This is a genomic window from Agromyces sp. GQ35 (assembly GCF_059758475.1).
Map to the genome: position 1 here is coordinate 1288312 of NZ_JCAXEO010000001.1, position 21970 is coordinate 1310281.

Annotated in this window: 23 protein-coding genes; 16 read left to right on the plus strand and 7 right to left on the minus strand. The window is 71.0% G+C overall.

The annotated features are described in order from the left end of the window. Positions 1–89 precede the first annotated feature (89 nt). From AC6CH0_RS06045 to AC6CH0_RS06055, 3 genes are read left to right on the plus strand one after another with little or no spacing between them, the layout of a single operon-like run. Positions 90–1364, plus strand: a complete 1275-nt coding sequence (locus AC6CH0_RS06045) for an MFS transporter (protein ID WP_498098904.1) — start codon at positions 90–92, stop codon at positions 1362–1364. Continuing rightward, the gene (locus AC6CH0_RS06050; protein ID WP_498098905.1) at positions 1364–2155 is read left to right on the plus strand and encodes a phosphatase PAP2 family protein; all 792 of its coding nucleotides are present in this window, start codon (positions 1364–1366) and stop codon (positions 2153–2155) included. Before AC6CH0_RS06045 ends, AC6CH0_RS06050 begins: the two co-directional genes overlap by 1 nt. After that, positions 2152–4446, plus strand: coding sequence for a glycoside hydrolase family 3 C-terminal domain-containing protein (locus AC6CH0_RS06055; RefSeq protein WP_498098906.1), 2295 nt, complete (start codon positions 2152–2154; stop codon positions 4444–4446). The genes AC6CH0_RS06050 and AC6CH0_RS06055 overlap by 4 nt, the downstream gene beginning before the upstream one ends. A 71-nt stretch (positions 4447–4517) precedes the next feature. Here the strand turns inward: AC6CH0_RS06055 and AC6CH0_RS06060 are convergent, their stop codons facing one another. Next, the gene (locus tag AC6CH0_RS06060; protein ID WP_498098907.1) at positions 4518–5090 is read right to left on the minus strand and encodes a TetR/AcrR family transcriptional regulator; all 573 of its coding nucleotides are present in this window, start codon (positions 5088–5090) and stop codon (positions 4518–4520) included. 73 nt (positions 5091–5163) lie between these two features. Between AC6CH0_RS06060 and AC6CH0_RS06065 the strand changes: the two genes are divergently transcribed. The 6 genes from AC6CH0_RS06065 to AC6CH0_RS06090 all read left to right on the plus strand — a co-directional run bounded on the left by AC6CH0_RS06065 (position 5164) and on the right by AC6CH0_RS06090 (position 10358). After that, on the plus strand, positions 5164–5751 hold the full coding sequence (locus AC6CH0_RS06065; protein ID WP_498098908.1) for a dihydrofolate reductase family protein: 588 nt from the start codon (positions 5164–5166) through the stop codon (positions 5749–5751). Positions 5752–5836: 85 nt separating this feature from the next. Then, positions 5837–6322 (plus strand): hypothetical protein, encoded by a 486-nt coding sequence (locus tag AC6CH0_RS06070; protein WP_498098909.1) that lies wholly within the window; start codon positions 5837–5839, stop codon positions 6320–6322. A gap of 92 nt (positions 6323–6414) precedes the next feature. Next, entirely contained in the window at positions 6415–8046 is a 1632-nt protein-coding gene (locus AC6CH0_RS06075) for a helix-turn-helix transcriptional regulator (RefSeq protein WP_498098910.1), read from the plus strand. 109 nt (positions 8047–8155) lie between these two features. Beyond that, a complete protein-coding gene (locus AC6CH0_RS06080) occupies positions 8156–8470 on the plus strand; it encodes a hypothetical protein (protein ID WP_498098911.1) in 315 nt (104 codons plus the stop codon). A gap of 44 nt (positions 8471–8514) precedes the next feature. After that, positions 8515–9321 carry an MTAP family purine nucleoside phosphorylase gene (locus AC6CH0_RS06085; RefSeq protein ID WP_498098912.1) on the plus strand — a complete coding sequence of 269 codons (807 nt, stop codon included), beginning with the start codon at positions 8515–8517 and terminating at the stop codon, positions 9319–9321. Beyond that, positions 9318–10358: an NAD-dependent epimerase/dehydratase family protein gene (locus AC6CH0_RS06090; RefSeq protein ID WP_498098913.1), complete on the plus strand. Its 1041-nt coding sequence runs from the start codon at positions 9318–9320 to the stop codon at positions 10356–10358. The genes AC6CH0_RS06085 and AC6CH0_RS06090 overlap by 4 nt, the downstream gene beginning before the upstream one ends. On the opposite strand, the gene AC6CH0_RS06095 is transcribed toward AC6CH0_RS06090, so the two are convergent. Together AC6CH0_RS06095 and AC6CH0_RS06100 are read right to left on the minus strand one after the other, a co-directional pair. Next, positions 10351–11496 (minus strand): sensor histidine kinase, encoded by a 1146-nt coding sequence (locus AC6CH0_RS06095; RefSeq protein WP_498098914.1) that lies wholly within the window; start codon positions 11494–11496, stop codon positions 10351–10353. The genes AC6CH0_RS06090 and AC6CH0_RS06095 overlap by 8 nt on opposite strands. Next, entirely contained in the window at positions 11483–12226 is a 744-nt protein-coding gene (locus AC6CH0_RS06100; protein ID WP_498098915.1) for a response regulator, read from the minus strand. Before AC6CH0_RS06100 ends, AC6CH0_RS06095 begins: the two co-directional genes overlap by 14 nt. A gap of 112 nt (positions 12227–12338) precedes the next feature. On the opposite strand from AC6CH0_RS06100, the gene AC6CH0_RS06105 reads away from it, so the two are divergent. The 3 genes from AC6CH0_RS06105 to AC6CH0_RS06115 are packed head-to-tail and all read left to right on the plus strand — an operon-like array spanning position 12339 to position 14328. Further along, positions 12339–13007, plus strand: coding sequence for a glycosyltransferase family 2 protein (locus tag AC6CH0_RS06105; RefSeq protein WP_498098916.1), 669 nt, complete (start codon positions 12339–12341; stop codon positions 13005–13007). Beyond that, the gene (locus AC6CH0_RS06110) at positions 13004–13639 is read left to right on the plus strand and encodes a TIGR04282 family arsenosugar biosynthesis glycosyltransferase (protein WP_498098917.1); all 636 of its coding nucleotides are present in this window, start codon (positions 13004–13006) and stop codon (positions 13637–13639) included. The genes AC6CH0_RS06105 and AC6CH0_RS06110 overlap by 4 nt, the downstream gene beginning before the upstream one ends. Continuing rightward, positions 13636–14328: a class I SAM-dependent methyltransferase gene (locus AC6CH0_RS06115; protein ID WP_498098918.1), complete on the plus strand. Its 693-nt coding sequence runs from the start codon at positions 13636–13638 to the stop codon at positions 14326–14328. Before AC6CH0_RS06110 ends, AC6CH0_RS06115 begins: the two co-directional genes overlap by 4 nt. On the opposite strand, the gene AC6CH0_RS06120 is transcribed toward AC6CH0_RS06115, so the two are convergent. Both AC6CH0_RS06120 and AC6CH0_RS06125 read right to left on the minus strand, forming a co-directional pair. Next, complete coding sequence (locus AC6CH0_RS06120; RefSeq protein WP_498098919.1) at positions 14286–14732, minus strand: hypothetical protein; 447 nt, start codon at positions 14730–14732, stop codon at positions 14286–14288. The genes AC6CH0_RS06115 and AC6CH0_RS06120 overlap by 43 nt on opposite strands. Continuing rightward, entirely contained in the window at positions 14729–15910 is a 1182-nt protein-coding gene (locus tag AC6CH0_RS06125; RefSeq protein WP_498098920.1) for a molybdopterin-dependent oxidoreductase, read from the minus strand. Before AC6CH0_RS06125 ends, AC6CH0_RS06120 begins: the two co-directional genes overlap by 4 nt. 150 nt (positions 15911–16060) lie before the next feature. Between AC6CH0_RS06125 and AC6CH0_RS06130 the strand changes: the two genes are divergently transcribed. From AC6CH0_RS06130 to AC6CH0_RS06145, 4 genes are all read left to right on the plus strand, one after another. Further along, positions 16061–17443, plus strand: a complete 1383-nt coding sequence (locus AC6CH0_RS06130) for a hypothetical protein (protein WP_498098921.1) — start codon at positions 16061–16063, stop codon at positions 17441–17443. A gap of 115 nt (positions 17444–17558) precedes the next feature. Continuing rightward, positions 17559–18044: a thioredoxin family protein gene (locus AC6CH0_RS06135; RefSeq protein ID WP_498098922.1), complete on the plus strand. Its 486-nt coding sequence runs from the start codon at positions 17559–17561 to the stop codon at positions 18042–18044. Between the two features lie 3 nt (positions 18045–18047). Next, on the plus strand, positions 18048–18791 hold the full coding sequence (locus AC6CH0_RS06140) for a cytochrome c biogenesis CcdA family protein (RefSeq protein ID WP_498098923.1): 744 nt from the start codon (positions 18048–18050) through the stop codon (positions 18789–18791). A gap of 55 nt (positions 18792–18846) precedes the next feature. Continuing rightward, a complete protein-coding gene (locus AC6CH0_RS06145; RefSeq protein WP_498098924.1) occupies positions 18847–19545 on the plus strand; it encodes an RraA family protein in 699 nt (232 codons plus the stop codon). A gap of 111 nt (positions 19546–19656) precedes the next feature. Here the strand turns inward: AC6CH0_RS06145 and AC6CH0_RS06150 are convergent, their stop codons facing one another. Both AC6CH0_RS06150 and AC6CH0_RS06155 read right to left on the minus strand, forming a co-directional pair. Next, on the minus strand, positions 19657–21063 hold the full coding sequence (locus tag AC6CH0_RS06150) for an alpha-hydroxy acid oxidase (protein WP_498098925.1): 1407 nt from the start codon (positions 21061–21063) through the stop codon (positions 19657–19659). Positions 21064–21092: 29 nt separating this feature from the next. Then, positions 21093–21893 (minus strand): FadR/GntR family transcriptional regulator, encoded by an 801-nt coding sequence (locus AC6CH0_RS06155; RefSeq protein ID WP_498098926.1) that lies wholly within the window; start codon positions 21891–21893, stop codon positions 21093–21095. Between the last annotated feature and the right edge of the window lie 77 nt (positions 21894–21970).

Consider the following 21970-nt stretch of genomic DNA (forward strand, 5'->3'; position numbering starts at 1 on the left):
ACGGAACTGTGGTTGCGAACGAAAACCGAGCGATGTATGGTTTTGCCACCCGCCTCACCGTCGAGGCCGCGAAAGGACCAGATATGACAATGGCGTCTGCCCCCGCGCCCACCGTCGAGCCCGACGGCACGGACGACCCCCGACCGCTCGTCACCGGCACGGTCAAGCGACTGCTCGGCTGGATCATCCCGGCGAACATGGCGATCTTCGTCCTCTGGGGTGCGATCCCGTCCGTGCTGCTCCCGCTGCAGGTCTCGGGCATCGACCCCGAGAACAAGGTCGCGAACCTCACGCTGATCGCTACGATCGCCGCCTTCGCGGCGATGCTCGCGCAGCCGATCGCCGGTATGGTCTCCGACCGCACCCGCTCGAAGTTCGGTCGTCGTGCCCCTTGGATGGTGGGCGGGGTGCTCATCGGCGGCCTTGCGCTCATCGGTATGGCACTTGCCGACAGCCTCGTGCAGATCGCGATCGCGTGGACCATCGTGCAGATCGCCTACAACTTCGCACAGGGCCCGCTGAGTGCGATCCTGCCGGACCGGGTGCCCCGCGCGGCTCGAGGCACGTTCGCTGCGCTCGCCGGCATGGGCGCGATGTTCGGCGCGATCGGCGGCCAGGTCGCCGGCGCTTCACTGCGCTCGAGTATCCCGGCGGCGTACATGCTGCTCGCCGGCATCGCGCTCATTGTCACAGTGCTCTTCGTCGTCTTCAACCCGGACCACTCCAGCAAGGAGCAGGTGAACTCGCGGTTCTCGCTCTCGGTGTTCCTCCACACGTTCTGGGTCAACCCGATCAAGCATCCCGATTTCTTCTGGGCGTTCACCGGTCGCCTGCTGCTCTACACCGGGTACTTCGCCGTCACCGGATTCCAGCTGTACATCCTCGCGGACTACATCCAGCTCGGCGAGGACGGTGCTGCGGCGGCGATCCCGGTGTTCGGCTTGCTGAGCCTCGCCGGCATGATCATCGCGATGGTCATCGGCGGCCCGCTCTCCGACAAGCTCGGACGGCGCAAGATCTTCGTCTTCCTGTCGTCGGTGCTCGTCGGACTCGGTTTCCTCGTGCCCCTTGTGTTGCCGACCTACACCGGCTGGCTCGTGTTCACCGTCATCGCGGGCTTCGGCTTCGGCATGTTCCAGGCCGTCGATCAGGCGCTCATGAGCGAGGTGCTGCCCTCGAAGGAGTCATTCGGCAAGGACCTCGGCGTCGTGAACATCGCCGCGACCCTGCCTCAGACCCTCGCTCCCGCCGTCGGCGGTGCGATCGTGCTCGCCTTCGGTGGCTACGCGGCGCTCTTCCCGGTCGCGATCGCGCTGTCGATCCTCGGAGCGTTCGCCGTCTGGCCGATCAAGGCGGTGAAGTGATGACGGATGGCGCTGCGGCATCCGCCCCGACACGCACTCGCCTGCCCGGGGCGGGTGGGCCCGACGCATCCGCTGCTCGCACCGAACGCCGCCCGCGTGCACTGCTCATCGCGGGAGTGACCGGCCTTGCGCTCTTCGTGCTGTTCGCATTCGCGGTCGTCGCCGATGTCGAGCACCCGCTGACCCAGCCCCTCGACGACGCGTGGCGGTCGATCTTCGGCAGCGGGCCTGAAGCGGGGCAGGCCAGCTGGGCGGTGCCGATGTTCTTCCAGTACCTCGGCGAACTGCCGGGTGCCGTGCTGACGATCCTCATCATTCCGGCGTGGCTGTTCATCGTGCGTCGCTGGCGCTCGGCTCTCTTCTTCCTGAGCGCCGAGTTCGGCGGCAGCCTCGTCGTCTCGCAGCTGACGAAGAACCTCGTCGACCGCCCGCGGCCCGCCGAAGACCTCGCGAACGACCTCTTCGGCCCGCTCTTCGCGGTCGACCACGGCTCGTTCCCGTCGGGCCATGCGGTCAGCGCCGGCATCCTGCTCGTCGCCGTCGCAGCCCTGCTGCCGGCGGCCACGCGCAACGTCTGGTGGATCGTCGGCGGACTCATCGCCGTCGGCATGGTCTGGCAGCGCACCCTCATCAACGCGCACTGGTTCTCCGACGCCGTGTTCGGCGTCATCGGTGGCGCGTCGGCGACCCTCGTGCTGTGGTGGGCGTTCGCGCCCCTGCTGCGCGCGGACCGCGGAAAACCCCTCTTCCGGCGGAGGATCCCATCACCGGCACACGAAGGAGCATCATGACCGACACCCTGAACCCGACGGATGCCGCGGCATCCGCTCTCGATCGCCCCGCCGGGGAGATCGTGGCCGACCTCACCCTCGAGGAGAAGGCCTCGCTCACGAGCGGCGCCGACTTCTGGACCACGAAGGCCGTCGACCGCGTCGGCGTGCCCTCGATCCTGCTCACCGACGGCCCGCACGGCGTGCGCAAGCAGCGCGAGGGCAGCGATCACCTCGGCATCGGCGACAGCGTGCCGGCCACATGCTTTCCGCCCGCCGTCGCACTCGGCTCCTCGTTCGACCCCGGACTGCTCGAGCGGGTCGGCAACGCCCTCGGTGAGGAGGCGCAGGCCGAGGGCGTCGGCGTGCTGCTCGGCCCGGGTGTCAACATCAAGCGCTCGCCGCTCTGCGGACGCAACTTCGAGTACCTCTCCGAAGATCCGCTCGTCTCGGGCGTGCTCGGCTCAGCGCTCGTGCGCGGCCTGCAGTCGCAGGGCGTCGGTGCATCGCTCAAGCACTTCGCCGCCAACAACCAGGAGTCCGACCGCATGCGGGTGTCGGCCGACATCGACCAGCGCCCGCTGCGCGAGATCTACCTGCGCGGTTTCCAGCGCGTCGTCGAAGGCGAGCAGCCGTGGACGGTCATGTGCTCGTACAACCGGCTGAACGGCGTCTACACCTCCGAGGACCCGTGGCTGCTGAACTCGGTGCTGCGCGACGAGTGGGGTTTCGACGGTGTCGTCGTCTCGGACTGGGGCGCGGTCAACGACCGCGTCACGGGTGTCGTCGCCGGCCTCGATCTCGAGATGCCGTCGAGCTCGGGCCGCACCGACGCCGAGCTCGTGGCGGCGGTGCGCGACGGCGCGCTCGACGAGTCGGTGCTCGACACGGCGGCGCGGCGCAACGTCGAACTCGTGCAGAGGGCCGTACATGGCGCTCGAGCCGATGCCTCGTACGACGTCGACGCCCACCACGCACTCGCCCGCGAGGTCGCCGGGGCATCGATCGTGCTGCTGAAGAACGACGACGCCGTGCTGCCGATCGCGCCCGGGGCATCCGTCGCAGTGATCGGCGAGCTCGCCCGCACGCCGCGGTACCAGGGCGCCGGGTCGTCGCTCATCAACCCGACGCGACTCGACACCGCGCTCGACGAGATCCGGGTGCTCGCCGGTGCCGGTGGCGTCGAGGTGCCCTTCGCTGCCGGCTACGACGGCGACGGCGCGGCATCCGATGAGCTGACCGCACAGGCGGTCGCCGCGGCATCCGCTGCCGACACCGTGCTGCTCTTCCTCGGAGTGCCCGCCGCGCAGGAGTCGGAGGGCTTCGACCGCGACGACATCGAGCTGCCGGCGGCGCAGCTCGCGCTCGCCGAGGCGGTCGTCGCCGCGAACCCCCGCGTCGTCGTCGTGCTCTCGAACGGCGGCGTCGTGCGCCTCTCGGGTCTCGCCGCGCACGTGCCTGCGATCGTCGAGGGCTGGCTGCTCGGCCAGGCCGGCGGCGGCGCGATCGCCGACGTGCTCTACGGCGTCGTGAACCCGTCGGGCCGCCTCGCGGAGACGATCCCGGTGCGGCTCGCCGACAGCCCCGCCTACCTCGACTTCCCGGGCGAGCACGGTCATGTGCGGTACGGCGAGGGGCTCTTCGTGGGCTACCGCTGGTACGACGCGCGCGAGCTCGCGGTGTCGTACCCGTTCGGCCACGGTCTCTCGTACACGAGCTTCGAGTACGCGGATGCCTCGGCGACGACCGATGCCGCCGGGCTCACGGTGCGTGTGACCGTGACGAACACGGGCGACCGCGACGGCGCCGAGGTCGTGCAGGTGTACACCTCGCTGCCGGGTTCGACCGTCACCCGCGCCCCCCGCGAGCTCACGGGCTTCGCGAAGGTCGCGCTCGCCGCGGGTGAATCGCGCGAGGTCGCGGTGCGCGTGCGTCGGGAGGACCTCGCGTACTGGGACATCCGCGTCGACGGCTGGCTCGTCGAGGGCGGGACGTACCGTGTCGAGGTCGGAGCGTCGAGCCGCGACATCCGTCAGGTTCTCCCCGTCGTCGTCGACGGCGATGCCGTGAACGTGCCGCTCACGATGGACTCCTCGATCGGCGAGATCCTCGCGCACCCGGTGGCCGGGCCCATCGTGCAGCAGGCGTTCGCCGGCGGCGACGGCGGCACGGCCGGTGCGCTGATGGCCGACCCGTCGATGTTCAAGATGATGGCGTCGTTCCCGATCGGGCGACTGGCGTCGTTCCCGGGCATGCCGGTCGGTCGCGAGCAGGTCGAGCAACTGCTCGCCGCCGCCAACGCGCAGGCGTAGCCGAGCCGGTACGAACAGCGGATGCCGCGAGCCGGAGCGGCTCGCGGCATCCGCGTTCTCGTGGCCTGCGGTCAGGCTGCCGGGAGCAGCCGCTCGACGAGCGCGTCGATGATCTCGTCGGTGCGCGTGCCGGGGTCGATCGGCGAAGTGAGACGGTCGAACAGCAGGCCGTCGATCGCGTAGTGGAAGAGGGCGATCTCGCGCCGACCGCCGGGCAGGCCCGCCGCTTCGTTGAACGCGACGTCGGCGTCGAACGCGGCTCGCTGCCACGAGGCGAGCACTTCGGCGAGTTCGGGCCGGCGGGCGCCCTCGAGCCGGAGCTCGAAGAGGGCGAGCGTCACCTCGGAGTTCTGGCTGAGACGGCGCACGATGTCGCGGAGGTAGTCGGCGAAGAGCGCGCGACTCGGCGGGGTGCCGGCGCGCTGATCGAGATCGGCCGGAGTCGGGGCGAGGCGCTCGCCGATGCGCGTGACGAGTCCGGCGATGAGGGCGTCGCGGCTGCGGAAGTAGTTGGAGGTGGTGCCGGCGGGGACGCCGGCCGCGGTGTCGACCGCGCGATGCGTGAGCCCGCGGGCGCCCTCGTGGGCGAGCACCCGCAGGCCGGCGTCGGCGATCGTCGCTCGTCGCTCGTCATTGCGTGCCATGGATTGAGAGTAGCGCAAACCACTACGCATGTTGTAGTCTCCAACCACTACATCAATCGTGGATAGGACGAACTTGCGAGAACTCGTGTACTACGCCGCCGTCAGCCTCGACGGCTGCATCGCCGGACCCGCCGGTCAATTCGACGCCTTCCTCGCCGAGGGCGACCATATGGACGCCATGTTCACGCGCTACCCCGACGCCGTGCCGACCGTCGCGGCCGAAGCGCTCGGCATCGCGCAAGCCGCGACGAGCTTCGACACCGTGCTCATGGGCTGGAACACCTACGCCGTCGGCCTGCCGTACGGCATGACGAGCCCGTACGCGCACCTGCGTCAGATCGTCTTCTCACGCAGCCATGCTGCAGACGGCGAGGGGGTCACGACGATCGCCGGCGACCCCGTCGGCGTCGTGCGAGAGCTGAAGGCCGAGCGGGGCGCCGAGATCTGGCTGTGCGGCGGAGGGTCGCTCGCCAGTGTCCTCATCGAGGAGATCGATCGGCTCGTGCTGAAGGTGAACCCGGTGCTGCTCGGCGACGGCATTCCGCTGTTCGCCCCCGGCAGCTACGGAACTCGCGGATTCGAGCTGGTCGAGGCCACCCCGTACGCCTCGGGCATCGTCGTCGTCGAACACGTGCGTCGGCAGTCGCAGCGCGCCGTGTAGCCGACTGCGCAGCTCCGGTCAACCGCTGTGCCCGCCGCCGCGGCGGTGACACACTGGCGAACGACCCCCCGGAACGGAGGACGACATGGCGAAGTCGAACGCAACCACGCCACGCACCGAGCGACGCGAGGCCCGAAAGGCCGTCGCCGAGGCGAAGCGCGCAGGCAAGCAAGCGCAGAAGCTGGCGAAGACCCTCTCCGTCGAGGCCCGCGCGAAGTTCGAGGCGAAGACGGCGGGTGCCCGCGACGGGGTCCGCGCCGCGAGCAACGAGGCGCGCGTCCGTCCGCGGCGCGCGAAGCGGATGGCGCGCAAGGCCGCGGCGCAGCTCGAACGCGCCTCGATCGTGGCCACCAGCTCGGGCGATGCCCGTCGGCGGGCGCTCGCCGAGACCGACGCGAAGAAGCGCGCCAAGACGATCAAACGGCGCAACGCCCAGGCGAAGCAGGCCAACAAGATGGCGAAGTTCGTCGCGCTCCACACGGTCATGGCGTCGGTCGGCACGCCGACCGACGAGAAGCTGGCGGAGAAGCAGGTGAAGCAGGCGCGACGCCGCGCACACGCGGCGAGCTGATTCGGCTTCGCGCTTCTTGCCCGGTCCGCGGCGCAGGCGTACCGTGACGTGTATCCGGCGGTTCGCCCCGCTCGTTCGTCGGTGGGAGGCAGATGAACTCCTCGGCAGCCCTCGTTCACGGTCGCACGGCCTTCGCCGAGCACCGCTGGCTCGACGCGTTCGAAGCGCTGGCGCAGGCCGACGGCGAAGGCGAGCTCGAAGCCGCTGACGTCGAGCGATTCTCGACGGCTGCCCTGCTGCTCGGCCGCGACACGGTCGGCATCGACCTCGCGACGCGCGCGCACGAGGCGTTCCTCGACGCCGACGACCCGGCCGGTGCAGCCCGCTCCGCCGCATGGATCGGCATCTACCTCACCGACAGGGGCGACCGTGCGCCCGGCGGAGGGTGGCTCGCGCGCGCCGCGCGAGTCGCCGAGGGCGGGCGCGGGGCCGAATCGGCAGCTGGCCTCGCACGGATTCCCGTCGGACTCGGGCAGCTGTTCGAGGGCGACATCGAGGGCGCGGCGCAGACCTTCGCCGAGGTGCACACGATCGGCGAGCGGTTCCGCGACCGCGATGTCATGGCCCTGGCCCACCTCGGCCTCGCGCAGGCGGAGATCATGCTCGGTCGTGCGGACGCGGGTCTCGGGCGCCTCGACGAGGTGATGGTCGCGGTCACCGCGGGGGAGATCTCACCCGTGGCATCCGGAATCGTGTACTGCGAGGTGATCGGCAGCTGCCACCTCGCGTTCGACGTGCGCCGCGCCCAGGAGTGGACGGTCGCCCTCGACCACTGGTGCGGCGAGCGACCGGACATGGTGATGTTCAGCGGCATGTGCCAGGCGCATCGGGCGGAGCTGTACTGCCTGCACGGCGCGTGGCAGGACGCGCTCGACGCGGCCAGGGTGGCCGTGGAGCTGGCGAACCACGGCGATTGGAACGCCGAGTTCTCGGGATGGTACCTGCAGGGCGAGGTGCACCGGCTGCGCGGTGAGCTCGCCCCGGCCGAAGCGGCGTACCAGCATGCCGCCGAGACGGGGTGGCCGCCGCAGCCCGGCCAGGCACTGCTCCGGCTCGCTCAGGGGAACGTGCGACTGGCGCGCTCGCAGATCGGCGCGGTCGCCGAGCAGGTCGACCTCGCGACACGCCACCGCCTGCTGCCCGCGGTGGTCGAGATCGAGCTCGCCGCAGGTGACGTCGCGGCTGCCCGGCGCGCCGCCGACGAGTTGCTCGGGGCGACCCCGACGGACGCGAAGCCGCTGCGGCGCGCGGTCGGTGCACGATCCGAGGGTGCGGTGCTGATCGCCGAGGGCGACGCCCGAGCCGCGCTCGGCCCGCTGCGCACGGCGTGGACGAGCTGGCAGGAGGTCGACGCACCCTACGAGGCGGCGCGATGTCGAGTGCTCACGGCGCGCGCATGGCGGGCGCTCGACGACGAGGCATCCGCGGCGATGGAGCTGGATGCCGCTCGAGTCGTGTTCCTCGAGCTCGGCGCGGCACCCGAGCTGCTGCAGGTCGATGCGATCGCGCGCAGGGGCGCTCCTGCCCCATTCGGTGCGCTCACCCCCCGCGAGATCGAGGTCGTGCGCCTCGTCGCGGAGGGCAAGACGAACCGCGGCATCGCCGGCCAGCTGTACCTCAGCGAGAAGACGGTCGACCGTCACCTCAGCAACGTCTTCGCGAAACTCGGCGTCTCGTCGCGTGCGGCGGCGACGGCGTACGCCTACGAGCACGCCCTGATCTGAGGCGCGGGCACGGCGGGTGTGATGGAGGATCGAAGCGCTCCACCGCGGCATCCCGGAATGGGTGATTCTCCGGATGCCGCGGCGACGGCACCTTCGTACCGTCGGGTGCATGGACCTCGCCGTACTCGCCGGCATCCTCTCGACCGGCCTCTTCGCCATGAGCTACCTGCCCATGCTGATGAAGGCCGTGCGCACGCGGGACCTCTCGTCGTACAGCTTCGGCAACCTCGCGATCACGAACATCGGCAACGCCGTGCACTCCCTGTACGTCTTCAGCCTGCCGCTCGGCCCGATCTGGTTCCTGCACACCTTCTACCTGCTGGCTTCGGCGCTCATGCTGGCGTGGTTCCTGCGATATCGCGCCACGGGGCGGCACCCCGCTGCGACCACGGTCACTCCGCCTCCCGCCGTCATCGGATCGTAAGGAAAAGCCGCGCTGGCACGAACGGCACGGGGCAGGCTTGAAGGATGACGGACCTCATCGGCGTGATCGGCGGCACCGGGCTCTACGAACTCGTCGAAGGGGGCGTGCCGCGCGACATCGCGACGCCCTACGGGGCCGCGGCCGTGACCGTCGGAGAGCTCGACGGCCGCGGCGTCGCCTTCCTCGCCCGGCACGCTGCGGGTCACACGGTCGCGCCGCACCGCATCAACGCTCGGGCGAACGCGTGGGCCCTGGCGAGCCTCGGCGCTCGAGCGGTCGTCTCGACGGCGGCGGTCGGCTCGCTTCGCGCCGAGTATCCGCCGGGCACCCTCGCCATCGCCGACCAGCTCATCGACCGCACGGTCGCGCGGCGTGACACGTTCTTCGACGGGGACGGCGGCGTCGTTCGCCACCTGCCGTTCACGCAGCCGTTCTGCCCCGTGCTGCGCGCACTCGCCATCGGCGAACTGCCCGATGCCGTGCCGGCGGCGACCGTTGCCGTCATCCAGGGCCCACGATTCTCGACGGCCGCGGAGTCGGTGCTGCTGCGCCAGTCGGGTGCCGATCTCGTCAACATGACACTCTGCCCCGAGGTCGCCCTCGCCGCGGAGATCGGCATCGGCACGGTGTCGCTGTGCGTCGTGACCGACACCGACAGCGGCATCTCCGACGACGACCCCGATGCCGTCACCGCCGAACTCGTGTTCCGGCGCCTCGCCGAGGCGCGGCCCCGGCTCGTCGAGGCGATCTCCCGCGTCGTCGACGCCGTGCCGGCGGAGTACGCCCCACGTCAGCTCATCGACCAGGCCGCGATCGACGCACTCCTCGCACAGGCGCCGGTGACGTCGTGACACTGCTCGTCACCGGCGGCGCCGGATTCATCGGCGGTGAGGTCGTTCGACTGGCCGTCGCGGCGGGCCGCACGGTGCGGGTGCTCGACTCGCTGCGCGCCGACGTGCACGAGCGGCCACCGGCTCGGGTCGAGGGGGTCGAACTCGTGCGCGGAGACATCCGTGATCGCGATCTTCTCGATCGTGCGCTCGTCGGCGTCGACGTCGTCTGCCACCAGGCCGCGAAGGTGGGCCTCGGCGTCGACCTCGCGGACGCCCCCGACTACGCCTCGAGCAACGTCGCCGGCACGGCCGAGCTGATCGCCGCGATGGCGAGGGCGGGAACGGGCGGGCTCGTGCTCGCCTCGTCGATGGTCGTCTACGGCGAGGGCGCCTACCGGGATGCCTCGGGAGCGCGCCGCCGGCCGGCGCCGCGCGACGCAGCCGACCTGGACGCCGGCCGGTTCGACCCCCGCGACGACGTCACCGGCGAGCCGCTCGCGCCCGACCTCGTCGACGAGGACGACGCCCTCGACCCGCGCAACGCCTACGCCCTCACGAAGCTCGCGCAGGAGCACCTCGCCGCGACGTGGGCCCGAGCGACCGGTGGTACCGCAGCGATGCTGAGGTACCACAACGTGTACGGGCCACGGATGCCGCGGAACACCCCCTACGCGGGCGTCGCCGCGCTCTTCCGCTCGGCGCTCGAGCGCGGCGAGGCGCCTCGGGTGTTCGAAGACGGCGCCCAGCGACGCGACTTCGTGCACGTGTCGGATGTCGCCGCCGCGAACCTCGCCGCGATCGAGCGGCTGCCCGCGCTCGCCGCAGGCACGGCACGAGCGTTCAACGTGGGATCGGGCAGCGTCACCACGGTCGGCGAAGTGGCGATCGGCCTCGCGCACGTGATGGGCGGGCCGTCGCCGGTCGTCACCGGTGAGTACCGGCTCGGCGACGTGCGGCACATCACGGCGTCCTCCGCTCGCGCCGGGTCCGAGCTCGGCTGGGCGGCCGGCGTGACGCTCGATCAGGGGCTGCGCGACTTCGTCGCGGTCACGTGACGGCCGGCGTCTCCCTCGGCAACAGCAGGTCGAAGCGGCATCCGCCGGGCACGTTTCGTACCTCCACCTCGCCGCGGTGCGCCCGCATGATGCCCCGAACGATGGCGAGGCCGAGACCGGCGCCGCTCGAACGGCTGTCTTCGAGCGACGGCGTGCGCGCCGGCGATCCGCGCCACGCGGGCTCGAACACCCGGTCGAGGTCCTCCTCGGCGATGCCGCCGCCCGAGTCGATGACCGAGACGATCGCGTGTTCGTCGACGACGTCGACCGCGACCGTGATCGCCGAGCCCTCGGGCGTGTGCTGAATGGCGTTCATGAGCAGGTTGCCGATCGCGCGCGACAGCTCGCGGGGGTCGGCCATCACGACGAGACCCTGTGCGAGCGGCGCCTCCACGCGGATCTCGCGCCCTCGCGACACCGGGCGAAGGTCGGCGACGGTGTCGCTCACGACGTCGTAGAGCGAAACCTCCTTCAGCGACAGGCGGAGGGTGTCGGAATCGATCTTCGACAGCTCGAAGAGGTCGTCGACCATCGACGAGAGCTGTTCGACCTGAATGCGGATCTGCCGGTGGTACCGATCGACGTCGGGTGCCATGCCGTCTTCGAGGGCCTCGGCCATGGCCCGCATGCCGGCGAGCGGCGTACGGAGGTCGTGCGAGATCCAGGCCACGAGTTCGCGCCGGGACGCCTCGATGCGCTGTTCGCGCTCGTGCGCCTCGGTGAGCTTCGCGCTCGTCGCGACGAGTTCGGCGGCGAGCGCGTTGAGCTCGCTGTTCGTCGACCGTCCGGCCGTGTCGAGGCGTTCGCCGGCCCCGATGCGTCGCGCAGCGGCCGAGAGGGCGCGTGAATTGCGCGCGACGAGAAGACCGAGCACGGTGACCAGCACGAGCGAGACGACGCCCGAGACCGCGGCCACCGCGACGGCGACCGTCAAGTCGTGCTCGGAGAGGTACATCTCGTTGGCGACGCCGATCATGCTCGCCACGACAGCGCCGACCGCGGCGAGCACGAGCACGCACACCTGCAGGACGAGCGATGACCGCCGCAGTGCGAGCAGCACGAGGACACCCGCCCCGCCGACGATGGCACTCGCGGTCAGCGCGACCGTGGCGATCGCGACGAGATCAGACCATGGCATCGGATGCACCGCCCATCGTGAATCGGTAGCCGACGCCCCACACCGTGGTGAGCAGTGTCGGTGTGCGCGGGTCGCGCTCGATCTTCTCGCGAAGCCGCCGCACGTGCACGGTCACGGTCGAGAGATCGCCGTAGGTCCATCCCCACACCGTACGCAGCAGGTCTTCGCGGCTGAAGACCTGGTTGGGGTGCTTTGCCAGGAATTCGAAGAGGTCGAACTCGCGTGAGGTCAGCGGGATCTCGGTGCCGGCTCGAGTGGCGACCCTGGCCGAGGGATCGAGCCGGAACTCGCCGAATTCGAGCACCGATTCGGGCGTGAACTCGTCGATCGACCGCCGCAGCACCGATTGCACGCGCAGCACGAGCTCACGCGGTGAGAACGGCTTGGCGAGGTAGTCGTCGGCGCCGGCCTCGAGCCCGGCGATGCGGTCGTCCTCCGACCCGAGCGCGGTGAGCAGGATCACGGGCACCGCGCTGCGTTCGCGCAACCGGCGGCACACCTCGATGCCGTCGATTCCCGGCAGCATGCGATCGAGCACCACGAGGTCTGGGTCGATCCGCTCGGCGAGCTGCAGCGCCGCGAACCCGTCGCGGGCCTCGTCGATGATGAACCCTGCGGCGCGCAGGTAGCTCGACGCGACCTCGGCGACCGTGGGGTCGTCGTCGACGACGACCACCCGGCGACCCACGAGGTCCTCGTTGCCGACGGAGGAAGGTGCAGCGGGAGACACGTTGACAGCGTACGTCGCCGCCCCAGGGCACCAGGGAGGGATCGGGACATCCGTTCGCGTTCCGTAAGACTTGGACGGTGCCGCCAGGGTGACCCGTGGTTAGCGTCGAAGCATGGGTATGGTCCGGGTCGATGTCGTGCTCCCGTGCCTCGACGAGGAGCTGGCGCTCCCGTGGGTGCTCGAGCGCCTGCCCGAGGGGTACCGGGCGATCGTCGTCGACAACGGCTCGACCGACCGTTCGTCCGACGTGGCACGTCGCGCAGGGGCGACGGTCGTCGAGGAACCCCGACGCGGGTTCGGAGCAGCCGTGCACGCCGGCATCATGGCTGCGGATGCCCCGGTGCTCGCGATCTGCGACGCCGACGCCTCACTCGACCCGGCGCATTTGCCGCGGCTCGTCGAGCTGCTCACCCGGCACGAGGCCGACCTCGTGCTCGGGCGTCGCCGCCCGGTGACGTTCAGTGCCTGGCCGTTGCATGCCCGGCTCGCGAACGCGGTGCTCGCGCGCCGGCTCACCCGCCGGACCGGCGCCCTCCTGCACGACCTCGGACCGATGCGGGTCGCCCGCACCGCCGAGCTGCGTTCGCTCGATCTTCGTGATCGTCGCAGCGGCTTCCCGCTCGAGATGGTGCTGCGCGCCTCGGAGGCGGGCTGGCGCATTCGCGAACTCGATGTGCCGTACACCCCGCGCGAAGGCCGATCGAAGGTCACGGGCACGGTGCGCGGAACGCTGACGGCCATCTCCGACATGTCGCGTGTGTTCGCCGAGGTTCCCGGATGACCACCCTGGTGGTGATCGCGAAGGAATGCCGCCCGGGGCGAGTGAAGACGCGGCTCAGCCCGCCGTTCACCCTCGAGGAGGCTGCGGCCCTCGCCGCGGCCAGCCTCGACGACACGCTCGCCGGTGTCGCGATGCTGCCGGTGGCCCGGCGAGTGCTCTACTTCGACGGCGCGACCCCGCCGGCGGCGGCCCGGGGATTCGACCTGGTGCAGCAGGTCGACGGCGGCCTCGACACGCGGCTCGGCCACGCGTTCGACCTGTTCGACGGGCCGGTGCTGCTGCTCGGCATGGACACGCCCCAGTTCGAGGTGCGGCACGTCGCCGCCGCACTCGAGGACTTCGATCGCGACGACGGGTTCGACTGCTGGTTCGGTCCTGCAGCCGACGGCGGTTTCTGGGCGCTCGGCATGCGCGCACCGAGCGGCGAGCTCATCAGGGGCGTGCCGATGTCGCTCCCCGACACGGGCGATCTCCAGCTGCGCCGCCTGATCGCCGCAGGTCGTTCGGTGGGCCGACTCCCGACGTTGGTCGATGTCGACACTGCGATCGAGGCCGAGCTGGTTGCCGCTGCGGCACCCGGGACCCGGTTCGCGGCCGAGTATCGCAGGCTCGGACGCCGGGTATTCGCATGACGGTCTCGATGCCGAGTCGCGGTGTCTTCGGCGCCGGCAGGGGAGAACCGTACCGACGCCTGTTCGTCGACGGACGGCACGGTGTCCTCTCGTTGCGCAGCGTCGACGGAGCATCCACGGTGCATCGCCTCGACGCCGGTGGATGGGTGCGATCGGCGACGCCGGCGGATCTCACCGCGCTCGCCGGCGCCTCCGGGCCGGTGCTCGACGTCGGCTGCGGCCCCGGACGGATGGTTCGCGCTGCCGCCGCACGGTCGCTGCCGGTGCTCGGCATCGACATCGCACCGCATGCGGTGGCGCACACCCGGCTCGACGGAAGCCTGGCGCTCACCCGTTCGATCTTCGAGCGGCTGCCGCTCGAAGGACGGTGGCAGACCGTGCTGCTCATGGACGGCAACGTCGGAATCGGCGGCGATCCCCGTGCGCTGCTCGAACGATGCCGTTCGCTCCTCGGCGACGGCGGGTCGATCGTGATCGAGGCGGAGCCCGAGCCGGAACTGGTCGCGGTCGCGATGTTCACCGTCGTCGACGACGACGGCAACGAGAGCGAACCCTTCCCGTGGGCGAGAGTCGGCTGGGCGGCACTGCGGCCGTTCGCCGAGGGCGCCGGACTCACGCTCATCGAACACTGGGTGGCCGACGGCCGTCACTTCGTGCGTGCGGAGTCCGAGGGTTCGCGCGCGGCCTGAGCGAGACGCGAGCTCCCGAGCGCCGCGACGGCGATGGTGAGCAGCACAGCCCAGGCGATGATGAGGGACGGCACGTACGCACCCACGAGGATCGTCGGGTTCGGGTTGCCGAGGGTCGAGGCCACGATCGCCGGCACGGCCACCACCGTGAGCACGGCGCCGACCAGCAACGCGCCCTGTGCGACGGCGATGCCTCGCCCTCCGAACCGTGCCCCAGCATGGTGCGCGCCGAGCCCGATCGCGACGGCGACCGGTGCCACGATCCCGTCGTGCACGACGATCGCGGCCCCGAGCCAGACGCCGACGCCGAGCCACTGCGTCGGCGTCGACATCAGCAGCAGCGAGCCGCCCCAGCCGGCAGCGGCGAGACCCGCCGCGATCAGCAGCACCCGGGCGAGTCTCACGAGCGCACCTCGATCGAGTGCAGCCACTTGGTCTGCAGCACGCCCGGTCGTCCCGGGGCGATGATCCGGGCCGGATAGCCGTGGTCGAGGTGCAGCGCGCTGCCGTTCAACTCGAGCGCGACGAGGGTCAGGGGGTCGAGCGCGAACTCGGGCGGCATCTCGGTGACCCGGAACGCGCCGCGTTGCTGCAGGCTCGTGATGACGAGCGGATGCCGCGGCCGCACGCCGAGTTCGTCGAGCAGGTCGGCCAGACGCACGCCGCGCCAGGACGCCGACTGGCTCCAGCCCTCGACGCACGCGATCGGCAGCACCGCCTCGGTCTGCGGCATCCCGAGCAGTTGCTCCCGGGTGAAGGAACGGATGCCCGACGGACCGATGAGCTGCAGCGACCAGTCGGGCGCGGTCGTCTTCGCCATCACGCCGGCCTGCACGGCGGTGCGATTGACCGGCAGCCCCTGCGGGCCGACGCCCATGCGCCGGGGTGCGAAGACGTTCAGCGGGGCCAGCACTTCGACCGACTGCCCCGCCGTGAGCACGACCGTCGATGCGGTGGCCGCACCCACGGCGCCGAGGAACCCTCGTCGCGAGACGAACCGCCCGCCCGTCGGGCGCTCGCCGCGAACCCGCCGCCAGTGCCGCACGATCACGGGCAGCTTCACGCCGACGTGGATCGCGAGGGTGCCGATGAGCACCCAGGCGAGCGCGAAATGGGTGGAGCGGAACGAGAACGGGAACGGATACCACTGCACGATGTTGAGCAGTCCGATCGTGACCTCCGCCAGCGCGACTCCGACGAGCAGTGCGATCGCCGCGCGTTCGAGCAGGTGTCCCATCGAGCGCACCGGCGGCCAGCTGAACAGCCGCGGGTACACCGTCCAGAGCTTGGCGAGTAGCAGCGGCACCGTGGCGATGCCCGAGATCACGTGCAACCCCTGGGTCCAACGGTAGAGCTCGACGGGCCGGGTCGGAGGGGTGAACCACGGCAGCGGGCTCTGCAGCACGTGGCTGTAGAGCCCGGTCGCGAAGCAGAGGAGGAAGGCGATCGCGAGGACACGGCCGACGACGACCGCCGTGCGGGGTGACTTCACCGGGTCGGCGGCAGCGTCACCGGCGCGAGCGGCGAGTCCCTCCACCGCTGCGCTGACACGGGCGGCGGCGCGGGTCGTGAGATCGGCCATGGCGCCAGTCGAACACGCACGGGTTCCCACCGCTGCCGACAAGTCTTACGGTTCGCGGACGCCGGTGTCCGGCTTCGTCTCGCGAGGCCGTTCGCGTTCCGTAATGATTGCGTCATGCCCCGTGGCATCCGTTCTGCCTAGGGTCGAGACGTGCCCGATCGTCGACGTGACACCGCTCGCCCGCTCGGTCTCGATACGCCGCGCCCGGCGTCGTCGAGCGGCTGGGTGCCGTGGGTCGGCATCGGCGTCGCGGTCGCGCTGATCGTGCTCGCGATGCTCGTGCCGGTGATCCTCGGCCAGAGCGTGCACGTGCGCTCCTTCCCGCCCCTGCACGCCGAGTGGCTGCCGCGCTTCGGGCCGGGCACCGTGCCCGCGGTCGTGCTCGCCGTCTTCGCCGCGGTGTACGGCGTCGGGATGGCGGAACGCCTGCGGTGGCGGTGGCTCCTCGTCGTCGCCGTCGTCGCCGGCGCGGCCTGGATGGCGGCGCTCGCGACGGTCGATGGTCTCGACGGCATCGGGCACATCCTCGAGACGCCCTACGAGTACCTCGAGACGGCCCGATCGGTGACCGACTTCCCGGCCACCCTGCGCGAGTACGTCTCCCGCATCCCGCTCGATGCGCCCGACAACTGGCCGGTCCACCTCGCCGGGCACCCGCCGGGGGCACTGCTCTTCTTCGTGGTGCTCGTGCAGCTCGGGCTCGGCAGCGGTCTCGCTGCGGGCACCGTCGTACTGCTCGCCGCGGCGACCGCCCCCGTCGCCGTGCTGATCGCCCTGCGACGTCTCGGCGCCGAAGCGGGTGCCCGCCGGGCCGCCCCGTTCCTCGTGATGGGATCGGCGGCGATCTGGATGGCCGTCTCGGCCGACGGCATGTTCACCGCCGTCGCCGCGTGGGGGCTCTGCCTGCTCGCCTTCGGCGTCACGGCGGAGTCGCGGCGCGCACTCGCCGGGTGGTCGGTCGCCGCCGGCCTCGTGCTCGGATACTGCGTCATGCTCTCGTACGGGTTTCCCCTCCTCGGCATCCTCGCCGTCGCGGTGCTGCTCATCGGTCGCGACTGGCGCCCCCTGCCGTGGGCTGCCGGCGCCGCGCTCGCCGTGGTGCTCGCGTTCGCGGCGTTCGGCTTCGAGTGGTGGGACGCGTACCCGGTGCTCGTCGAGCGGTACTGGGACGGCGTCGCGAGCCGTCGCCAACCGACGTACTGGATGTGGGGAAACCTCGCGGCGCTCGCCGTGAGTGCGGGCCCGATGGTCGGCGCCGCCGTCGCGGTCACGGTGCAGCGGGGCATCCGACTGCGTGCGCTGGCGACCTCCGAACGCGTGCTCGCCGCACTCGCCATCGCCGCGTTGCTCAGCGTGGCCGCGGCCGACCTCTCGCAGATGAGCCGAGCGGAGGTGGAGCGGATCTGGCTTCCGTTCGTGCCCTGGTTGCTGCTCGGCACCGCATTGCTGAGCGAACGGTGGCGGCGCGCGGGATTCGCCGGGCAACTCGCCTTCGCCCTCGTCGTGCAGCACCTGCTCTTCACGGGCTGGTGATCGACGGCGTCACCGGCTCGTAAGGTCTTGCGACGTGCGCTGCCCGACGACACGGTTACGGTGGAACCGGTCGCGCCATCGGGCGAGTCCGACGCGTGCGAACGAAAGGCCTGAGATGCGGGTTGCGGTCACCCTCCTCGCGTTCGCCGCCGCGCTCGCGCTCGCGGGCTGCGCCGCAGCCGGGCCGACGCCGGTCGACGAATCGGCACGGGCGTCCGTGTCGGCGACGCCGTCAGCGACCGCCTCTGCGTCTGCGCCGGCATCGAATGCACCGCAGACCGGGTCGGATGTCGCACCCGGCGCGTACCTCGACTACGCCGACGGTCTCATCGAGGCCACCGCCGGTGCGAAGGTGCTCTTCTTCCACGCGAGCTGGTGCCCGAACTGCCGCGCGCTCGACGAGGAGTTGCGCGCGGACGGCGCGCCCGACGGCCTCACCGTCTTCAAGGTCGACTACGACGGCCGAACCGATCTGCGCCAGAAGTACGAGGTGACCCTGCAGACGACCGTCGTGTTCGTCGACGACGCGGGGGAGAAGATCTCGAGCTCGGTGCTCTACGAAGACCCCTCGATCGCGGCCCTCGTCGCCGCGATGCCCTGAGCGATGACCGCTTCGCTGCTGCTCAGCCTCGCCGCGGGCGTGCTCACCGTGGCGGCGCCGTGCGTGCTGCCGCTGCTGCCCGTCATCGTCGGTGGTTCGGTGATACGCGGCGGCGATGCCGACCCCCGTGCCCGCTGGCGGCCGTATGTCATCGCCGTGTCGCTCGCGGTGAGCGTCGTCGCCTTCACGCTGCTGCTCAAGGCCACGACGACGCTGCTCGGCGTGCCGCCGCAGGTCTGGCAGATCGTCTCGGGGGTGATCGTCATCGCGCTCGGCATCGACCTGCTCGTGCCCGCGGTGTGGACCCGGGTCTCGATGCTGCTCGGCCTGCAGGCCCGCAGCGGCGCGATGCTCGACCGCTCGGTGTCTCGGCGCAGTTTCGCCGGCGACATCCTGACCGGTGCGGCACTCGGGCCGGTGTTCTCGAGTTGCAGCCCCACCTATGCGCTGATCGTCGCCGCGGTGCTGCCGGTCTCCTTCGCCGAGGGCCTCGGGTACGTGCTCGCCTACGCCGCGGGGCTCGCCGGCATGCTGCTGCTGATCGCGTTGCTCGGCCGGGGACTCGTGCGGCGTCTCGGGTGGCTCGCGAACCCCGACGGATGGTTCCGACGCACGATCGGCGTCGTCTTCATCCTCGTCGGCCTCGCGGTGCTGACCGGTTTCGACAAGACCGTGCAGACGGCGATCCTCGATCTCGGCTGGTACGACCCGATCGCTCGTCTCGAGGAGCTGATCGGCGCCGGGTGAGGGGTGTCCGAAGCGCGTGCCACACTCGAACCCAAACGACATCGGGAGGTTCGACATGCACGCAGCCGCGGCATCCGCTGCTGTTCCGTCCACCGCAGCCATCGCCGATGCCGCGCTACGGCTCGGCATCGATGCGCGACTCGGCCCGGTCGCGCTGCGCCCCGTCGTGCCCGGCCCGCTGGTGGCGGGCCGGGCGAGACCCGTCACGCATCTCGGCAGCGTCGATGTGCTGCTCGAGACGATCGACGACGCCTCGCCGGGCGACGTCATGGTCATCGACAACGGCGGGCGCCTCGACGAGGCCTGCGTCGGCGACCTGATGGTGCTCGAAGCCGAGCGCGCCGGCCTGGCCGCACTGGTCGTCTGGGGACTGCATCGCGACAGCTCCCAGCTGCGCGAGATCGGCCTGCCCGTGTTCAGCCTCGGCGCCTGTCCGTACGGTCCCCGCCGCGTGCCGCCCGCCGGCCGCCGCATGCCGAGTGCCGTGCTCGACGGCGTCACCGTCAGCGAGGCCGATCACGTCCTCGCCGACGATGACGGCGTGCTCGTGGTTCCGGCCGATCGGGCCGACGAGCTCGCCGAGCTGGCACGTGCCATCCAGCTCACCGAGACGGCACAGGCCGATCGCATGCGCGGCGGCGAAAGCCTGCGCGAGCAACTCGACTTCACGCGCTACCGCGAGCGCCAGGCGTCCGACCCCGACCTCACGCTCCGGCGCTACCTGCAGGAGCGCGGCGGCGCCATCGAGGTGTAGCCGAGAGGCGGAGTCGGCGGTGGGGTCGTTGACTGCCGCCGTCGACGACAGTTCGTGCGGGTTGTGCGACCGGCACACCCGCATGAACTGCCGTCATCGCGGGCTCGTGCGCTACTTCTTGATGGCGGTGCGCGCGGATGCGGCCGTCTTCGTCACTGAGGCAGACGTCTTCGCGGTCGCAGTCTTCGTGGCTGACGTCGTCTTCGCGGTCGAACCCGCCGCACGCGGAGCCCGAACCGTCTTCGGCTTCGCCTCGACCGCCTGCGCTGCGGCATCCGTCACCGGCTTCGGCAGCGCCGTGAAGCGCGAGAGCTGCGTGACGTGCTGCGGACCGAGCTCGTCGAGCGTCGCGACCTCGAGCAGTTTCATCGTGCGCTCGATCTCGCCGCGGAGGATCGAGATGGTCTTGTCGACGCCGCGACGCCCGCCGGCCATGAGGCCGTAGAGGTACGCGCGACCGATCAGCGTGAATCGGGCCCCGAGTGCGACAGAGGCGACGATATCGGCGCCGTTCATGATGCCCGTGTCGACATGCACCTCGAGGTCGGAGCCGACCTCGCGCACGACGTGCGGCAGCAGGTGGAACGGGATCGGCGCCCGGTCGAGCTGTCGACCGCCGTGATTCGAGAGCACGATGCCGTCGACGCCGCGGTCGGCGAGGAGCTTCGCATCGGCGACGGTCTGTACGCCCTTGACGACGATCTTGCCGGGCCACATGCCGCGGATGATGTCGAGGTCGTCGAACGAGATCGTCGGGTCCATCGCGTGATCGAGCAGTTCAGCGACCGTGCCGCCGGTCGTCGAGAGTGACGCGAACTCGAGCGAGGGCGTCGTGAGGAAGTTGATCCACCACGCCGGGCGGGGCAGCGCGTTGATCACCGTCGCGGGCGTGAGTTGGGGCGGGATCGAGAAGCCGTTGCGCTTGTCGCGCAGGCGCGCGCCGGCGACCGGAGTGTCGACGGTGAAGAACAGGGTGTCGTAGCCGGCAGCGGCGGCACGGCGCACGAGCGCGTACGAGATCTCGCGGTCGCGCATGACGTAGAGCTGGAACCAGTTTCGGCCGTTCGGGTTCTCGGCCTTCACGTTCTCGATCGAGGTCGTGCCGAGCGTCGAGAGCGTGAACGGGATGCCCGCGGCGGCGGCGGCGCCGGCGCCGGCGATCTCGCCCTCGGTCTGCATGAGCCGGGTGAAACCGGTGGGGGCGATGCCGAACGGCAGGGCACTCGGGCCGCCGAGCACGTCGCGGGTCATGTCGACCACCGGCACGCTGCGCAGGATCGACGGGTGGAACTCGATGTCCTGGAACGCCTGTCGCGCACGCGCCAGCGAGATCTCGCCCTCGGCGGCGCCCTCGGTGTAGTCGAACGGCGCCTTCGGCGTACGCCGCTTCGCGATGTCGCGGAGATCGGCGATGGTCACCGCCCGATCGAGTCGGCGGTCGGTCGGGTTGAGCGTCGGCTTCTTGAACTTCATGAGCTCGGCGAGCTCCTTGGGGTTCGGGAACTGGCGCTGGACCATGGTGCGACTCTGCTTTCTCATCGGGGTGCTCATCGTGCGGGCGACTGGACGGTGGACACCGGCGGTCGGGTGGACTGGGCGGGCGCGGCGGGTGGGAACGTCTCGGCGTAGTAGCCCGAGATGTGGGCGTGGGTGCGGGCGCGTGCGGCCGGGGCATCCGCCGCCCTGATCGCCTCGACGATGCTGCGGTGCTCGGTGCGCAGGCGGGTCGAGGTGGCCGACCAGTCGGCGATGGCGGCGACGCCCTCGAGCGCGTACCCCTCGATGCCGCTGCGGAGGCCCGCCATCGTGGCGGTGATGACCTGGTTGCCGGAGGCCTCGGCGAGGGAGAGGTGGAAGGCCGCATCGAGTGCGAGGAACTCGGTCGGGGCGAGGCCGGGGGAGTCCATCGCGTCGAGCAGCACCTCGGCCGCCGAGAGGTCGGGAGCGGCGGTGGCTGCGGAAGGGGAGACGGCGGAGGCCGAGGCGTCGGCGAGATCGCCCGCGACGGAGGTCTCGAGGATGAGCCTCGTGCGCACGATGTCGGCGACCGGGAACCCGCTCGCGGCGACCTGCAGCCGCATGAGTGCGCTCATGCCGCCGCCGGGAGTGGCGATGATGATCGCGCCCGAACTCGGGCCGGAGCCGGCGGCGGTGCGGATGAGCCCGAGCACCTCGAGCACGCGCAGGGCCTCGCGCACGCTCGAGCGGCCGACGCCGAGCTCGGCCGAGAGAGCTCGCTCGCCGGGCAGTCGGTCGCCCGGGCGCAGCGCGCCGTCGAGCAGCTGTCGCTCGATGTGCTCGAGCACGTTGCGCCAGGCGCGCGGGGTGTCGGATGTCTCAGCGCCCATGCCGATCGCCCCTCCTTGTGTGGTCAGACCACAATAGCAGATGTGGTCAGACCACAGTCGGTGCGATCAAGCGCCCG

Excerpts from the sequence above, each read along its gene's own strand:
- AC6CH0_RS06045 (WP_498098904.1), top strand. The coding sequence starts at position 90 with ATGGCGTCTGCCCCCGCGCCCACCGTCGAGCCCGACGGCACGGACGAC.
- AC6CH0_RS06050 (WP_498098905.1), top strand. The coding sequence starts at position 1,364 with ATGACGGATGGCGCTGCGGCATCCGCCCCGACACGCACTCGCCTGCCC.
- AC6CH0_RS06055 (WP_498098906.1), top strand. The coding sequence starts at position 2,152 with ATGACCGACACCCTGAACCCGACGGATGCCGCGGCATCCGCTCTCGAT.
- AC6CH0_RS06060 (WP_498098907.1), bottom strand. The coding sequence starts at position 5,090 with ATGGCACGCAATGACGAGCGACGAGCGACGATCGCCGACGCCGGCCTG.
- AC6CH0_RS06070 (WP_498098909.1), top strand. The coding sequence starts at position 5,837 with ATGGCGAAGTCGAACGCAACCACGCCACGCACCGAGCGACGCGAGGCC.
- AC6CH0_RS06075 (WP_498098910.1), top strand. The coding sequence starts at position 6,415 with ATGAACTCCTCGGCAGCCCTCGTTCACGGTCGCACGGCCTTCGCCGAG.
- AC6CH0_RS06080 (WP_498098911.1), top strand. The coding sequence starts at position 8,156 with ATGGACCTCGCCGTACTCGCCGGCATCCTCTCGACCGGCCTCTTCGCC.
- AC6CH0_RS06085 (WP_498098912.1), top strand. The coding sequence starts at position 8,515 with ATGACGGACCTCATCGGCGTGATCGGCGGCACCGGGCTCTACGAACTC.
- AC6CH0_RS06095 (WP_498098914.1), bottom strand. The coding sequence starts at position 11,496 with ATGCCATGGTCTGATCTCGTCGCGATCGCCACGGTCGCGCTGACCGCG.
- AC6CH0_RS06105 (WP_498098916.1), top strand. The coding sequence starts at position 12,339 with ATGGGTATGGTCCGGGTCGATGTCGTGCTCCCGTGCCTCGACGAGGAG.
- AC6CH0_RS06110 (WP_498098917.1), top strand. The coding sequence starts at position 13,004 with ATGACCACCCTGGTGGTGATCGCGAAGGAATGCCGCCCGGGGCGAGTG.
- AC6CH0_RS06115 (WP_498098918.1), top strand. The coding sequence starts at position 13,636 with ATGACGGTCTCGATGCCGAGTCGCGGTGTCTTCGGCGCCGGCAGGGGA.
- AC6CH0_RS06125 (WP_498098920.1), bottom strand. The coding sequence starts at position 15,910 with ATGGCCGATCTCACGACCCGCGCCGCCGCCCGTGTCAGCGCAGCGGTG.
- AC6CH0_RS06135 (WP_498098922.1), top strand. The coding sequence starts at position 17,559 with ATGCGGGTTGCGGTCACCCTCCTCGCGTTCGCCGCCGCGCTCGCGCTC.
- AC6CH0_RS06140 (WP_498098923.1), top strand. The coding sequence starts at position 18,048 with ATGACCGCTTCGCTGCTGCTCAGCCTCGCCGCGGGCGTGCTCACCGTG.
- AC6CH0_RS06145 (WP_498098924.1), top strand. The coding sequence starts at position 18,847 with ATGCACGCAGCCGCGGCATCCGCTGCTGTTCCGTCCACCGCAGCCATC.
- AC6CH0_RS06150 (WP_498098925.1), bottom strand. The coding sequence starts at position 21,063 with ATGGTCCAGCGCCAGTTCCCGAACCCCAAGGAGCTCGCCGAGCTCATG.
- AC6CH0_RS06155 (WP_498098926.1), bottom strand. The coding sequence starts at position 21,893 with ATGGGCGCTGAGACATCCGACACCCCGCGCGCCTGGCGCAACGTGCTC.